A 13,898-nucleotide genomic window follows, 5' to 3' on the forward strand; every position below is an offset into this window, starting at 1 on the left:
TCCTGGCATCAGCGTTTCTGCACCTTTGGCAAGGCTGTTGCGCCACGATCGGCTTGCAAGCCTAAACAGAAAACCTTCTCACTTCCTGCCTGCAAATGTGTCGGGACCCGGGTCACGACCCGATGCGACCGTGGCAAGTCGATCAATATAGTGAGCCCAGCCCTCCGAGTGGCCGGCACATTGGTCAGCATTCGGCAGGCCCGAATGGGTGAGCCTAAGAAGTGTCCCATCCGGCTTTTCGATCAGATCAATCTCGACGAGGCTGGATCCGGGAGGAACGATGTCGCTGCCATCCCACCCGAAACTGTAGGCCAAGCGATGGACGGGCACGACTTCTCGAAACGAGCCCCGGGCAATCCGCGCGCCGGTGACATTGACGAGATATATTCCTCCCGGTTGCGGCTCGATTTGTGCCTCAGTGCCCATCCAGCGAAGAATCCTTTCCGGGTCAGTCAGCAGTGCAAACACAGCCGAGGGCGGAGCGGGGATATGAGCCTCCTTACGAACAACCATAACTTCCTGCATCGAACTCTCCTCGTCTCGATGTCCAAATGAATTGTTTCGCACGATAATCTTAGCCTACTGACGGCGACTGCGTGAGTAACAATATCGATCGGAGCATCAAGGCGCCGTCGAATCGCGGCGCTTTCACCCTCCCCCGCACGATAAGTGTCAATTTGTGCACCCGCGTCGACGGCCCATTCTCCACACATCGCACGGAAGAATTTTACGGGATTCCAGAGCTATTCCTTGTGCAAGTGATGCAGAAAGGCCTTCAGCTCCGACTCGTCGATGCCGACAAGATGCCGACGCTCGGGGTAGACGCCGGATTTCACGTCCGCGGCGAATTCCGAGAAGGCTGCGATCCGTTCCCGCTGCAGCCGGTCGTATTCCGCGGCCAAATTGCGGTAGACCTTCGCGTGCCGGGGATAATGTCCCCTGTTGATGCCGAGCACATCCTCGGCCAAGAGATATTGCGCATGACAGCCGCTGCCGGCGCCCATCGAGATTCATCAGCATCGAGGTACGTGAGGCTATGGCTGAAGCGACATCACCAGGAACGACTTCGATTTCGGCGGCAAACGCGCCCGCCTCTTCCAACGCCTTCGTCTGCCGCCACACTTCCAGCGTGCTGGCGACCGTTCTGCCGACCGCACGAAAACCGCCGGTCCAGGTAGCCTTCGACGGGATCAACCCGAGGTGACCACAGACGGGAATACCTTCGTCTCGCAGGCGCCGTATGGTCTGCAGACTGGCAGCGCAATAGACCGCATCGCCACCTGCTTTCAAAGCCTTGAACGCACCCCGCAGATAATCTTCGGCCGTGACGAAGTCTCCATATTCGAGACCCGGGGACAGCAAAGCAATGTGGCGCGGCCTCGCGAAACTCAGGCCCGAGCAGAGCCGGCGGCACGGAGACCATGTCGATGCCGGCGCGCTCGGCGGCATCGGCCTCGTCAAGCGTCGTCACACGCAGCATGGTCAGTTGTCGCTTACCTTTCATGTCAAGAAGATCGGAAACGGTTGGACGGCTAGACTTCTTCATCGGAGTCCCTCTGGAATGATCGGATAGAATTAAGCGGCAAGAAGCGATTTCAGCTTCACCGTGCTCGCCATCAGCGCATCGGGCGATGGGCATGCGCGCTTTGCAATCAGCATTTCCGCCAGGCGAATATCGCGTGCGACGACATTGCCCTGACCGATGCCGCTTGCCGCGACGAGGCGGCCGGTCTCATCCAGATGGAAGAGAAGGAAGGCACCATCGCCGAGGTCTCGGCGCAATGTGGTCACCGCAGTATCGGCAAGGCCGGCGATCTGGAGCGTCAGATCATACTGGTCCGACCAGAACCAAGGGACGGCCGAGATGGTTTGGTTTTCTCCCAGCATGTTGGCCGCGGCCAACACGCCCTGCTCCTGCGCATTGCGCCAGGATTCCAGCCGCACACGCCGTCCCCCATAAAGCGCCAACGGGAAAGAGCAGCAATCGCCGGCAGCGTAGATATCGGCGGACGATGTTTCCAGAAGCTCATTGACGGCAATGCCGTTTTCTATCCTCAAGCCTGCCGTCTCCGCGAGATCCGCATTGGGAATGGCGCCGATACCGACAAGAACAAGATCCGCCGTGATGATCTCGCCGGACTTTAGAAGGACGCGGGCCCTATCCGGCTCTTCCTGAAGCGATGCAATTGCTTGACCGCAACGCAGATCTACACCTCCGTCCGCATGACGTTGTGAAATGACCTCGGCGATTGCCTCAGGCACCCCACGCATCAACACCCGCGGCAGACCTTCGATGACAGTGACATCTGCACCAAGCTTCCGCGCAGTCGCGGCGAACTCCAGCCCGATGAAACCACCACCGATGACCGCCATATGCTGCCCCGGACGCAACATCTCGGACAAAGCACAAGCATCCGCATGCGTTCGCAGCAAGCGAATGCGCTTGCCAGCGCCTTCCATGCCCGGAAAAGGCCGAGCCCTGGCGCCCGTTGCCAGGAGTAGTTTGTCGTAAACCAGATTCCGACCATCGGAGAGCGCGATCGTCTTGCCCATCGCGTCAAGGGTCCTCGCGGTCACGCCGGTCAGCAGGTCAATTCCGGCTTCGTCATATCGTTCCAGCGTTGCGACAGATTTTGGCTCTAGCGCGAGGGCAAGTCCGTCCTTGGACAAAGGCGGTCGCTCATAGGGCGCCACCGGTTCGGTGCCGAGCAACGTGATCTCTCCGTCGAAGCCTTTTTCTCTAAGAGCGAAGGCTGCGCGTGCGCCACATTCTCCGGCCCCGACAATGACGAAATGAGACATCGCACGCTCCCTAGAGAGAAATGAAAACGGAACCGGCTTCGACCTTCACGGGATAGGTTTTGAGATTGACGCAGACCGGCGCGCCCTTGGCCTCGCCGGTCCGATAGTTGAAACGCCCGTTATGCTTGGGACATTCGATGATCTCGTCCATCACAAGCCCATCGGCGAGGTGAACCTGCTCGTGGGTACAGAGGCCATCGGTCGCGAAATAATCGTCCTCCGGGCTGCGATAGATCGCAAAGGTGCGTCCATCGTGATCGAAGCGAATGACATCCTCCTCGTCGATCTCGTCTGCCGCGCAGACTTGAATCCAGTTTCCGCTCATCTTGTCCTCCCAATTTTATTGTCTGGCTGCTGTCTATTGCGCTGCTGGCGCCAGTTCCTGGTGGAACTCCTCGCGGTAAGGCCGGGCCGTGGGCGGCAATTCGCGCTTGAGGAAATAATCCTCATCGCGAAGCTGGCGCAGAAAAGCAGGGATCATTTCGCGATAGCCGGACCATATCGACCGGTTAGGAGCGGGCAGATCGTGCTTGATCATCGCATGCAGCCTCGGCAGCGCGTGGTACGGCACCATCGGGAACATGTGATGCTCGACGTGATAGTTCATGTTCCAATAGATGAAGCGGCTGACCGGATTCATATAAACGGTGCGGCTGTTCAAGCGATGGTCGATGACGTTGTCGGCCAGTCCCCCGTGCTGCAGGAGGCCTGTAAGAACATGGTGCCACGCCCCGTAAAGGCGCGGCAGGCCAATCAGAATCAGCGGGAGCAGAGACCCCATCATGAGAGCGGTCGCGATGGTCACGAGATAGATCGCGAACCAGATGCGCGCGAACCGGACGACCTTTGGCTGTTCCTGTTCAGGAATGAAGCTTCGCTCGGCAGCGCTGACATTGCCAAAGGCGTTGCGCACCACGTCCATCATCGCATAGCCGGCATCGAGAATGCCGAAGAAATTGAGGACTAGGCGGAAAAGATCCGGTGGCCGCATGACGGCGATTTCAGGATCGCGACCGACGATGACCGTATCCGTGTGGTGGCGCGCATGGGTCCAGCGCCAGGTAACGGGATTGCGCATGATCATGAAGCAGGCGATCTGATAGACCGCATCGTTCATCCACCGCGTCTTGAAAGCGGTGCCGTGACCGCATTCATGCCAGCGGCTGTCGGAGGCGGAGCCATAGAACACGCCGTAGGCCAGGAAGAAGGGGATGCATATCCACGAGCCCCAGAAATATATCCCAAGGCCCGCAAGCACGACCATGCTGCCAAGCCAGATTGCCGTATCGCGAATGGCAGCTTCATCGGACCGCTGCATCAGCGCCTTCATGTCCTTGCGCGCGACGTCGGTGTGGTACCACTCCGCTGCCGCAAGCCCGGATTCGACTGCGGCCCGACCGCTCGCTCCCAACAGGCTATAGTCGCGCTTGTTCCCTTCCACTGTCATCAATCTCCTCCACCGATACGACGGCTCCGCCTCTGCCATGTCGTGAAGGATAGGTTGACTTTCTCCTCGCCTCAATGCAGCAATGATATAATCTATCAAAACACATCAGAACTTGGTTTCATTTCTGATAGAAACTCTCAGGATTCGACCATGCGGCGACCGACCATTTCCGATCTTGCAAAGGCATCCGGCGTTAGCGTCGCGACGATCGACAGGGTACTCAACGGTCGCCACCGGGTCCGTGAGGAAACAGCCCGCCGTGTCTACGATGCCGCGCAATCGATCGGCTATCATGCGGTGGGTCTGCTTAGGCAGCGCGTATTCGAAGACCTGCCGCAATATCGACTAGGCTTCGTCCTGCAGAAGCCCGCACAAGCCTTTTACCAATCTTTTGCGCGAGAGATAGAAATCGCCGCGCAGGCAGTAAGCAATGCCCGTATTCAGCCGCATGTGGAATTCGTCGCAGCCTCGACGCCAACGGCGATCGTGGAGAAATTGAAAGTCGTTGCCGCAAGAAATCAGGCCGTCGCCTTAGTCGGGCCTGACTATCCGGCAGTCACAGCCGCAGTCGAAGAACTGAAAGACAAGGGAATTCCTGTCTTTTCATTGCTCTCCGACCTCGCGACCGGTGTGCGCGAGGCTTATGTCGGCGTGAACAATCGTAAGGTGGGGCGCACGGCGGCGTGGCTGATCAGCAAATCGGCGCGGCGTCCGGGCAAGGTCGCCTGCTTCGTCGGCAGCCACCGCTTTCATGGCCACGAACTCAGGGAGATCGGCTTCCGATCCTATTTTCGCGAGAATGCGCCGGAATTCGAGGTTCTGGAAACCTTGATCAATCTCGACACCGCCGAAATAACCCATGAGGCAACACTCAATCTGCTGCAGAAGCACCCGGATCTGGTCGGCTTCTACGTTTGCGGCGGCGGAATGGAAGGCGCGATTTCCGCCATCCGAGAAGAGAACCTTGCCGGCAAGCTGATCATCGTCGTCAACGAACTCACCCCGGAATCCAAATCTGCATTGGCGGATGACGTCGTCACGATGGTGATCGGGACCCCACTCCCGGCGCTTTGCAAGGAACTGATGAGCCTCATGGTCGGCAGCGTCGAGCGGGGCGAAGCCGTCGTACCAGGCCAATCCTTCCTTCCCTTCGATATCTTCGTATCCGAAAACATCTAACTCGGCGGATGATGGATTTCTTTCATCGCGCCTCGATTTCTATCAACGATGATAGCGAACGACCAATGCGGGCCGTGGATCGGCGAGAGGATTCTCGATAGGCATTTTGAAAAGGCGGATGGGCTGACCTGCCTCCACCGCTACAGACAAGCCCCTGAGAGGAGACCCCCAGCCATGACGTCCGTTCGCTTCGCGCTCAATCATATGTCCGCCCCCTCGCTGCCGATCGAAACATTTTTCGCGACTGCAAAGTCGTTGGGTATCGATGCCGTCGAGATCCGTAACGATCTCGATGGCAATGCGATCCTTGATGGAACATCGGCGACTGAAATCCGGGCGGCAGCCGCCCGTCACGGCGTGACGATCATCTCGATCAACGCACTGCAGCGCTTTAACGAATGGAATGAAACCCGTGCCAAGGAGGCCGCGGACCTGATCGGCTATGCGCGCGATTGCGGCGCAAAAGCACTGGTCCTTGTACCGAAGAACGACGGCACGGGGCGCGAGGATGGCGTCCGGCAGGCGAACCTGCGCGCCGCACTGAAGGCTTTGAAACCAATGTTGGATGCAGCCGGGATCATCGGCCTTGTCGAACCTCTTGGTTTCGAGATCTGTTCGCTGCGTTCAAAGACGGAAGCCGCCGACGCAATCGAACAGATGGGAGCGCAGTCGACATTCAGGCTGGTGCACGACACCTTTCATCATCATCTTGCTGGCGAAACCCCGATCTTTGCCGATTTGACCGGGCTGGTGCACATATCCGGCGTCAGCGATCCCGCAGTTTCCGTCTCCGACATGGGTGATCCCCATCGAGTATTGGTTGACGAGCGCGATCGACTCGACAATGTCGGACAGATCCGGGCGTTGCTGGAAGCAGGCTATGTCGGCCCGCTTTCCTTCGAGCCCTTTGCACCGGATGTGCATGCGTTGAAAGACCCTGCGAGCGCATTGAAAGCGAGCATGAACTACCTCACTGCGCGCCTCTAAATGCGTTGAGACCGCCGGGTTTGCGCAGCCCCTGGAGACAGGGCTGCGGGTCAGATTACGGCAGTGTTCAAGAGGGGAACTGGGCAGAAAATGCGCCGTCGACATGACGGAAAGGAACGGCGACATAGGTTCCAGATAGATAAAATTTTAATGGAAAATCAAAAACTTGCCGGGGTCGAATTTTCAGCCGTTTTCAAGCCTAAAACGCTACTGATTCTTTTTTCAAACTATCAGAATGTCGAAAAACAAGCCAGAGCGAGGAGCCTGAAGGCCAATTCGGAGTTTACCCACGCTTGGTTTATAAACCCGTAAACGCTTGGACAATGAGCGCACTCATCGACGCCTATTCCCGCCCCCTGAATCGCCGCTGATAGGCGGGGTCGTAGAGCGAGCTATCGCGAAAATCGCTTGCGGCCAGTGATCGCCCAACAAAGATGATTGCTGTTCGCTCGATCGGGTCCGCTTCGACCTTGGTCACGATATCGGCCAAAGTGCCTCGAACGATCCGCTCGTCAGCCCAGGATGCCTTTGCGACAATCGCAACAGGGCAATCAGCTCCGTAGAGCGGTGTCAGGTCCTTGACCACGTCGCCAAGGGCATGAATGGCGAGATGGATTGCAAGCGTGGCGCCCGTCGCCCCGAATTGCTCCAGCGTCTCCTTGTTCGGCATGGGCGATGCTCGGCCGGAGACCCGCGTCAGCACAAGGCTCTGGGCAACAGCCGGGATGGTCAGTTCACGACCAAGCGCTGCCGCCGCTGCCGCAAAAGCCGGCACGCCCGGCGTCAGGGTATAGTCGATGCCGTGTCGATCCAACCGCCTGATTTGCTCGGCGACCGCACTCCAGACGGAGAGATCGCCGGAATGCAGACGCGCAACATCCTCCCCTGCTGCGAAAGCTTTCAGATATTCCGCTTCGATCCCGTCCAGCGACATCGGCGCCGTGTCGACAATGCGCGCGCCGGGTGGGCAATATTGGAGCAATTCCGGCGATACGATCGAACCGGCAAACAAGCAGACCGGGCATTTCCCGATCAGGTCCCTGCCCCGCACCGTGATCAAATCAGCCGCTCCCGGCCCCGCGCCGATGAAATGCACTGTCATCTCTAAACCTCAATTTCGCTTACGGCTTGGTCCAAACCCATTGGGTCACCGGCATTGCCGGCCGCCAGCCTGTCATTGTTCCCACAGGTGCTGCCCGGGCGATATTGATCCGGACCAGCGATCCTCCCCGGCGACCATGTTCGCCAAGCAGGATCAATTCCATTTCGGTCGTCACTGCATTAGCGACCAGACGCCCGCCCCTTTTCAGCGCCGATATGGCAGTATCGACGACACCGGTCTCGCTGCCGCCTCCGCCGATGAAAATCGCATCCGGAGCCGGCAAACCGTTCAAGGCGTCGGGTGCCTTGCCTTCGACCAAAACCAATCCCGGAACACCGAACGCGACCTTGTTCCGCTCGATACGGGCAACGCGCTCGGCCGCCGCCTCGATGGCTATGGCTCGCATCGCTGGATCTGCCAGCATCCACTCGATGCCGATCGAGCCGGAACCGGCGCCGATATCCCACAGCAATTCACCTCGACGAGGTGCCAGCGCAGACAGCGTCATTGCCCTGATCTCGCGTTTGGTGATCTGACCGTCATGCTCGAACAGACCATCATCCAGTCCTGATGTCAGCGGCAGGACGCGCGCCCCATCTTCCGCCAGAACTTCGATGCCGCAGATATTCAAAGGATTGATGCCTGTCCCATCGAAGCTTTTAGCAACATGGTCGGAAATCCGCTCCTGCGGACCGCCCAATGCTTCCAGCAAGGTCAGATGCGATCGGCCAAATCCTGTCTCAGCCAGCAATTTTGCAAGCGCCGCTGGCCCGTTCTCATCGGATGTCAGCGCGAGTATCTTTCGACCTGGATAAAGATGAGGACGGATAAGATCGATCGGCCGTCCATGCAGTGAAACGATGGCCACATCCTGCAATGGCCAGGCGAGACGGGACGCCGCCAGGCTGAAGGATGAGGGCGACGGGATGACAGTCATCTCGGCCGCCGGCACCCGTCTCGACAAGGTCGCGCCGATGCCGAAAAAGAATGGATCCCCCGAAGCAAGCACGACAACCGGCTTGCCTCTATTGGCAAGAATGATGTCGATGGACCGATCGATGGGGCTCAGCCACGTATGGACTTCACCGCGGATGAGGGATGCGGCAAGCTCGACGTGGCGTTTCCCGCCGAACACGAGCGGCGCTTCCGCAATCAATCGCTTGGCATGATCTCCAAGTCCGGCTGGACCATCTTCGCCGATGCCGATAACAGTAAGCCAACGTTGAGCGGATGACTGATCAGGCATGACCAAGCCTCGCATTTTGATCCTGGGCGGCACCACCGAAGCCCGCCGGCTGGCTGAAGCGCTGGTGGGACGGGAAGACCTCGATACCACTCTCTCCCTTGCCGGCCGCACGATGGATCCACTGACCCAGCCGGGGTCGGTCCGCGTCGGTGGCTTCGGAGGCAGCGACGGACTTGCCAGCTACTTGGAAACGGAGGCTATCGACCTGCTTGTCGATGCCACGCATCCCTTTGCCAACAGGATATCGGCCAACGCCGCCGTTGCCGCGAAGTCCGCGAATGTTGCGGCAATCGCGTTGCGGCGGCCGGCATGGCGCACAGTCGATGGCGATCGCTGGCATCTGGTCAGCGCGATGCCGGAAGCGGTTCTGGCCCTGGGTTCCTCTCCGCGCCGAGTGTTTTTGTCCATCGGGCGGCAGGAGGCCCATCATTTCAACAGCGCCCCGCAGCATAGCTATCTGATACGCAGCATCGATCCCGTCGATCCGCCGCTGCAAGTCCCCGACGCGGCTTACATCCTCTCCTCCGGTCCATTCACCCTTGAGAGAGAGCAGCATCTGCTGAAGGATCGTGACATCGATGTCATCGTCACGAAGAACAGCGGCGGAAGCGCCACCTATGCGAAGATCGAGGCGGCGCGTAGTCTCGGTATCGACGTCATCATGGTCGAGCGCGCACAAGTCGCCGACATGCTGACGTTCGAAACGGTCGAGACGGCGCTTGCCCATATCGCTCACTTCGTTTCTCCGGCAGTGAAGCGCGGCGTATAGACCAGGTCGGGTTTTCCGTCGCGGCTGATGATACGCGTCTCTGCCGAGCCGATGATAACGCATGTTGCCATATCGGCATCGGCAGCCTCTGCTGTCCCCAGCGGCGTCACAGCAATGCGTTCGTCCGGCCGGCCAGCGGCGCGGCCGAAGATCACCGGCGTCTGCGCAGGAAGGATCTCCCGGAGAATGTCGAAGGCTTTGCCAAGCTGCCAGGGCCGGGCCTTGCTGATCGGATTGTAAAGCGCGATCACCAGGCCGGCCTTCGCCGTCAATTGAAGCCTTCGTTCGATCACATCCCAAGGCTTCAGATTATCCGATAGCGAGATGGCGCAGAAATCATGGCCGAGTGGCGCACCGATTCTTGCGGCAACGGCCAGCATGGCGGTAATACCTGGCAAGATGACGAGATCGATATCCCGCCACTCCGCAGGACCGTTGTCGATCGCCTCGCAAACCGCCGCGGCCATCGCAAAGACACCCGGATCGCCGCCCGATACCACACACACATTCACTTCAGAAGCCGCCCGATCCAGGGCGGCTCTTGCGCGATCGAGCTCCTCCCGATTATCGGAAATGCGGCGTTGCTGATCCGGCCTGAGTGACAGGCGATCGACATAAGGACCGTAGCCGAAAAATTCCGTGCTGTTCGAAACCGCGGCCAAGGCCTCCGGCGTCATTTGCTCGGGATTGCCGGGGCCGGTGCCGATAACATAGAGGCGGCCGCTCATGGTCTACCGTCCCAGCCAGGAACGAGGATGAGAGAGAAATAGGGCGCCTCGTCGTCACCTCTTTCGCGAAGGCGGATCATCGCCCCGTTCTGCATCGTTCCACGTTCAACGTAAATCGCTTGATCGAGACGACCCGACGCATCGAGTGCGCGACGTATCTTCGGAAGATTCCGCCCCACCTTCATGATGACGGCAGCCTGGGTATCGCCAAGACGACGCGTCAGTTCGACCTCCGCCATCGTTCCCGGCAATACCGACAGAACGTCATCTCCCTGCACGATCGGCATGCCCGCCAGAGACCAGCAACCGGACATCGCGGTTATGCCGGGAATGACGTCGGTCTGATAACGATGCGCCAGCCGCACATGCAGATGCATGTAGGAGCCATAGAAAAGAGGATCGCCTTCACTAAGGATCGCGACCGTTCGGCCGGCATCCAGATGCCGCGCGACGGCGTTGGCCGATTCATCGTAGAAGGCTGTTATCTGCGTCTTATAACCGTCCTGGTCTTTTTCAATTTCGGTAGTCACAGGATAGTAAAGCGGCAAGAGGACGATGCCGGGTCGAAGCAGATGCTCAACGACTGCACGGCCGTTGCCGCTACGCCCCTGCTTGGCGAAATAAGCAACAACATCCGCTGCCTCCAACGCCTTGACGGCCTTGACCGTCAAAAGATCCGGATCACCGGGGCCGGTGCCGACACCGATCAATCGGCCGTTATTGCTTACCCTCATAGTCCCGGCCTCGCCAGTGCATTGACGGTCGCAGCCGTAATGGCGCTTCCCCCAAGTCGCCCTCTGACAATCGCATAGGGCACGCCAAAGGAGTTTTCCGCCAGCGCATCTTTCGATTCCGCCGCACCTACGAAACCGACCGGCATGCCGATGATGGCCGCAGGCTTCGGCGCGCCATCCCGCAGCATTTCAAGAAGCCGGAAAAGGGCTGTCGGAGCATTGCCGATCGCGATGACGGAACCGGCCATTCGATCCAGCCAGAGATCCATGGCGGCTGCGGAACGGGTATTGCCGATGCTTTCGGCAAGCTCAGGCGTGCGCGGATCCCGCAATGTGCAAATGACTTCATTGGCAGCCGGAAGGCGGGCTCGAGTGATGCCGTGCGCCACCATCTCCGCATCACAGAATATGGGGGCACCCTCATTCAACGCGTCTCGGCCAGCAGCCGCGAAGTCCGGCGAAAAGGCAAAATGCGCTGCCGCTTCCACCAACCCGCAGGCATGGATCATCCGAACGGCAATATCGGCCTCATCCGGTGAAAAGCGCGAAAGATTGGCTTCCTCGCGAATGATCGCGAAGGAGCGCTCATAGATCGCGTTGCCTTCCCGGATATAATCGTATTCAGGCATTCCTACCCCTGTCTTAGTGCACTCGCGATATAGTCGCTGCCAAGCCGTGTAAGGCAGGCATCAACCGATTCGCCAGCACCTTTCTCGTTGAGCACCAGACGCGAAAGATCGTCGAGTGCCGATTTCAGATCGTTTTCGTGAATGTATGCGACGGGCGCGTCGGAGGCAGAACCATTTACGACAAGACCGTAGCCCATCGGCGCACCGACAAATGCCAGGCTGGCTCGAGCCGGGCGGGCACAGCCTTTCGAACAGCCGGACAGATGGATGCTGGTCGATCCATCCAAAAGTCCTGATGCCGTAAGGAGCCGGGCAGCGAAGGCCTTGGTATCATAGAATGCCGAGGCACAGCCCCTGGTCCCTGCGCAGGTATGAATATGATTTCTGGGGTCGTCGGTGGACATGGAAAAACCAAAGTTGGCCGCGGCCAACTTTGCCGAGGCCAACGCCTCCGGACGCATTCCCACAAGCATAAGGCAATGCTCGAGGGCCGGTCGCACCTCATACACGCCCCACTCTTCCGCCCTGTCCAAGAAGGCAATCAACTCGGCAGAGTGAATTTGCCCGTATGGAAGCCGCAAACCGAAAACCAAATTGCCCGAACCAAGGTCGTGCAGACCGATCGGCGAGGCGACTGCCCTGCCGGGATCCGTCATCTCGATCATCTCAATATCAGGGAACGAAGGCCGCAACCGATCGATGGAAAGATCACGTCCACGCGCGCGAGGACCGATTTCCGCTAGTAACCGAAGAATTTCCACCGTCGCGGAAATCGCCCTTTCGTTCGGGAGGATCGCAAGCCTGCGGTCCATCCGACTGGCGCCGCCGACAGCAACAATCCATTCGGGGTCTCCACCTTCCCTTCTCGTCGCCGTCAAGCGAATATCCGCCGGCAGCGAGCCAAGACCGATCCGGTCGCGTCCATCAATGACAATGGAAAGCTTTGGTGCGAGAGCTGGCAACGGCATGCCGGCGATTGCCCTTTTGAGGTTCTCCGCCATCACACCCGCACTGCTTAGTTCTGTCGGATCGAGCCCAGATAGAGATGGGATCTCAATTACAATTCCTGAATCTGGGACAATGCCGGCAGCGGCGATATCCGCCTCAAGCGCCGATAGGGTCTCTTCACGCAGCCCGCGAATTTGAAGGCTGCCCCGGGACGTGATCTCGAGCAACCCGTTGCCGTGACATGCCGCGGCTTCGGCCAGCTGCCGGATCTGTTGGATACTCAGCGCAGGGTCTGATGGACGGAACCGCACGAGCAATCCGTCACCTGTATGCATCGGTGCCGCCAAAGAAGGACAGGCGCCGCGCACAGAGGAGGGGGATTGGACGGACGACGGGATAAGCCGAGCGGGATCACGCTGATCTGCATTGTGCTCGGCTTCTTCGGTCATTGGTCCGGCGTTGACGACCATGTGAACATCCTTCCTCGGAACGTCCTTACATGATCCTGTCGCGCAGGCAAATATTTTGAGGGAAAGCGCCTAGTCCTCGAAGTCGCGGCCTTTGCGCAGGAGGTAGATATCCATGATCCACCCATGCCGCTCGCGAGCCTCTCGGCGCATCTCGCGAATGCGATCGGCAATATCGACAACTTTCCCCGACAGGATGATCTCGTCTTCCGTGCCGAGATAGGCGCCCCAATAGATATAGGCATCCGGATCATCGATCTTGCTGAAGGCCTCTTCGCCATCGAGCATAACCACTGCCGTTTCGACAAGGCCTGGAAAGCTCTCGGAGAGACGCCGCCCTGTAGTAATCTGAACCGGCTTGCCGACGAGATTGAGCGGAATTCGATGGCTGGCCGTCAACGCCTGAATGCTGGTGATGCCGGGAATGACCTCATAATCAAAGGCGACATTGCCGCGCCCTCTCACTCGCTCAAGAATGCGAATTGTGCTGTCGTAGAGGCCAGGATCGCCCCACACCAGAAACGCGCCAGACTGGTTTTCACTCAAACTATTTTTTAGAAATTCCTCATAAAGCAAAGATATATCGGCATGCCACTCGTCAACGCTGCCGCTATATCCCCGCCCGACGGTCTGTCGTTCAGGCAGATCGTATTCAACGATCTCCGTCTGCTCGCCTGTTATGAAGCGAGCACAGATCTCTCTGCGCACCTGTGCCAGCCCATTTTTGGCCTCGCCTTTCCTGGGGATAAACACGACATCGGCCTTGTTCAGCGCGGCGATTGCCTGCACGGTCATGTGGTCTGGATTACCCGTACCAATACCGATGACGTAAAGCTGTTTCATTTTTTCAGATCCTCATT

The 13,898-nt window shown here is 58.7% G+C and carries 14 protein-coding genes and 1 pseudogene; 3 read left to right on the forward strand and 12 right to left on the reverse strand.

The features are described 5' to 3' along the window. Positions 1-78: 78 nt before the first annotated feature. The 5 genes and pseudogenes from DTW90_RS17095 to DTW90_RS17115 form a co-directional block, all read right to left on the reverse strand. Positions 79-525, reverse strand: a complete 447-nt coding sequence (locus tag DTW90_RS17095; RefSeq protein WP_132523001.1) for an SRPBCC family protein — start codon at positions 523-525, stop codon at positions 79-81. Positions 526-743: 218 nt separating this feature from the next. Next, positions 744-1,546 (reverse strand): annotated as a pseudogene (locus DTW90_RS17100) (3-methyl-2-oxobutanoate hydroxymethyltransferase). 29 nt (positions 1,547-1,575) lie between these two features. Further along, complete coding sequence (locus DTW90_RS17105; RefSeq protein ID WP_132522999.1) at positions 1,576-2,802, reverse strand: FAD-dependent oxidoreductase; 1,227 nt, start codon at positions 2,800-2,802, stop codon at positions 1,576-1,578. 10 nt (positions 2,803-2,812) lie between these two features. Then, positions 2,813-3,127 carry a MocE family 2Fe-2S type ferredoxin gene (locus DTW90_RS17110; protein ID WP_132522997.1) on the reverse strand — a complete coding sequence of 105 codons (315 nt, stop codon included), beginning with the start codon at positions 3,125-3,127 and terminating at the stop codon, positions 2,813-2,815. A 33-nt stretch (positions 3,128-3,160) separates the two neighbouring features. Beyond that, positions 3,161-4,249: a fatty acid desaturase family protein gene (locus tag DTW90_RS17115; protein ID WP_132522995.1), complete on the reverse strand. Its 1,089-nt coding sequence runs from the start codon at positions 4,247-4,249 to the stop codon at positions 3,161-3,163. 150 nt (positions 4,250-4,399) lie between these two features. Here DTW90_RS17115 and DTW90_RS17120 point away from each other — a divergent pair, with 150 nt between their 5' ends. After that, positions 4,400-5,428 (forward strand): LacI family DNA-binding transcriptional regulator, encoded by a 1,029-nt coding sequence (locus DTW90_RS17120; protein WP_132522993.1) that lies wholly within the window; start codon positions 4,400-4,402, stop codon positions 5,426-5,428. A gap of 174 nt (positions 5,429-5,602) precedes the next feature. Continuing rightward, positions 5,603-6,415: a TIM barrel protein gene (locus DTW90_RS17125; RefSeq protein WP_149339730.1), complete on the forward strand. Its 813-nt coding sequence runs from the start codon at positions 5,603-5,605 to the stop codon at positions 6,413-6,415. 343 nt (positions 6,416-6,758) lie between these two features. Here DTW90_RS17125 and cobM read toward each other — a convergent pair whose 3' ends face one another. Both cobM and cbiE read right to left on the reverse strand, forming a co-directional pair. Further along, the gene (gene cobM / locus DTW90_RS17130) at positions 6,759-7,517 is read right to left on the reverse strand and encodes a precorrin-4 C(11)-methyltransferase (RefSeq protein ID WP_132522989.1); all 759 of its coding nucleotides are present in this window, start codon (positions 7,515-7,517) and stop codon (positions 6,759-6,761) included. 19 nt (positions 7,518-7,536) lie between these two features. Then, positions 7,537-8,763: a precorrin-6y C5,15-methyltransferase (decarboxylating) subunit CbiE gene (cbiE, locus tag DTW90_RS17135; protein ID WP_246664962.1), complete on the reverse strand. Its 1,227-nt coding sequence runs from the start codon at positions 8,761-8,763 to the stop codon at positions 7,537-7,539. Here cbiE and DTW90_RS17140 point away from each other — a divergent pair. Next, complete coding sequence (locus DTW90_RS17140; RefSeq protein ID WP_132522985.1) at positions 8,762-9,532, forward strand: cobalt-precorrin-6A reductase; 771 nt, start codon at positions 8,762-8,764, stop codon at positions 9,530-9,532. The two genes, cbiE and DTW90_RS17140, sit on opposite strands and share 2 nt — an antisense overlap. Here DTW90_RS17140 and DTW90_RS17145 read toward each other — a convergent pair. The 5 genes from DTW90_RS17145 to cobF form a co-directional block, all read right to left on the reverse strand. After that, positions 9,496-10,260 carry a precorrin-3B C(17)-methyltransferase gene (locus DTW90_RS17145; RefSeq protein WP_132522983.1) on the reverse strand — a complete coding sequence of 255 codons (765 nt, stop codon included), beginning with the start codon at positions 10,258-10,260 and terminating at the stop codon, positions 9,496-9,498. The genes DTW90_RS17140 and DTW90_RS17145 overlap by 37 nt on opposite strands. Then, entirely contained in the window at positions 10,257-10,994 is a 738-nt protein-coding gene (locus DTW90_RS17150; RefSeq protein WP_149339734.1) for a precorrin-2 C(20)-methyltransferase, read from the reverse strand. The genes DTW90_RS17145 and DTW90_RS17150 overlap by 4 nt, the downstream gene beginning before the upstream one ends. After that, complete coding sequence (locus DTW90_RS17155) at positions 10,991-11,623, reverse strand: precorrin-8X methylmutase (RefSeq protein WP_132522979.1); 633 nt, start codon at positions 11,621-11,623, stop codon at positions 10,991-10,993. The genes DTW90_RS17150 and DTW90_RS17155 overlap by 4 nt, the downstream gene beginning before the upstream one ends. 2 nt (positions 11,624-11,625) lie before the next feature. Next, entirely contained in the window at positions 11,626-13,041 is a 1,416-nt protein-coding gene (gene cobG, locus DTW90_RS17160; protein ID WP_245512680.1) for a precorrin-3B synthase, read from the reverse strand. Between the two features lie 69 nt (positions 13,042-13,110). Then, positions 13,111-13,881 (reverse strand): precorrin-6A synthase (deacetylating), encoded by a 771-nt coding sequence (gene cobF / locus DTW90_RS17165; RefSeq protein WP_132522977.1) that lies wholly within the window; start codon positions 13,879-13,881, stop codon positions 13,111-13,113. Positions 13,882-13,898 lie beyond the last annotated feature (17 nt).

The sequence above is a fragment of the Neorhizobium sp. P12A genome, assembly GCF_008365395.1.
Lineage (GTDB): Bacteria > Pseudomonadota > Alphaproteobacteria > Rhizobiales > Rhizobiaceae > Rhizobium.

What these genes read in the sequence shown, in the direction of transcription:
- DTW90_RS17095 (WP_132523001.1), bottom strand. Translation starts at nt 525, where the DNA reads ATGCAGGAAGTTATGGTTGTTCGTAAGGAGGCTCATATCCCCGCTCCG.
- DTW90_RS17105 (WP_132522999.1), bottom strand. Translation starts at nt 2,802, where the DNA reads ATGTCTCATTTCGTCATTGTCGGGGCCGGAGAATGTGGCGCACGCGCA.
- DTW90_RS17110 (WP_132522997.1), bottom strand. Translation starts at nt 3,127, where the DNA reads ATGAGCGGAAACTGGATTCAAGTCTGCGCGGCAGACGAGATCGACGAG.
- DTW90_RS17115 (WP_132522995.1), bottom strand. Translation starts at nt 4,249, where the DNA reads ATGACAGTGGAAGGGAACAAGCGCGACTATAGCCTGTTGGGAGCGAGC.
- DTW90_RS17120 (WP_132522993.1), top strand. Translation starts at nt 4,400, where the DNA reads ATGCGGCGACCGACCATTTCCGATCTTGCAAAGGCATCCGGCGTTAGC.
- DTW90_RS17125 (WP_149339730.1), top strand. Translation starts at nt 5,603, where the DNA reads ATGACGTCCGTTCGCTTCGCGCTCAATCATATGTCCGCCCCCTCGCTG.
- cobM (WP_132522989.1), bottom strand. Translation starts at nt 7,517, where the DNA reads ATGACAGTGCATTTCATCGGCGCGGGGCCGGGAGCGGCTGATTTGATC.
- DTW90_RS17140 (WP_132522985.1), top strand. Translation starts at nt 8,762, where the DNA reads ATGACCAAGCCTCGCATTTTGATCCTGGGCGGCACCACCGAAGCCCGC.
- cbiE (WP_246664962.1), bottom strand. Translation starts at nt 8,763, where the DNA reads ATGCCTGATCAGTCATCCGCTCAACGTTGGCTTACTGTTATCGGCATC.
- DTW90_RS17145 (WP_132522983.1), bottom strand. Translation starts at nt 10,260, where the DNA reads ATGAGCGGCCGCCTCTATGTTATCGGCACCGGCCCCGGCAATCCCGAG.
- DTW90_RS17150 (WP_149339734.1), bottom strand. Translation starts at nt 10,994, where the DNA reads ATGAGGGTAAGCAATAACGGCCGATTGATCGGTGTCGGCACCGGCCCC.
- DTW90_RS17155 (WP_132522979.1), bottom strand. Translation starts at nt 11,623, where the DNA reads ATGCCTGAATACGATTATATCCGGGAAGGCAACGCGATCTATGAGCGC.
- cobG (WP_245512680.1), bottom strand. Translation starts at nt 13,041, where the DNA reads ATGGTCGTCAACGCCGGACCAATGACCGAAGAAGCCGAGCACAATGCA.
- cobF (WP_132522977.1), bottom strand. Translation starts at nt 13,881, where the DNA reads ATGAAACAGCTTTACGTCATCGGTATTGGTACGGGTAATCCAGACCAC.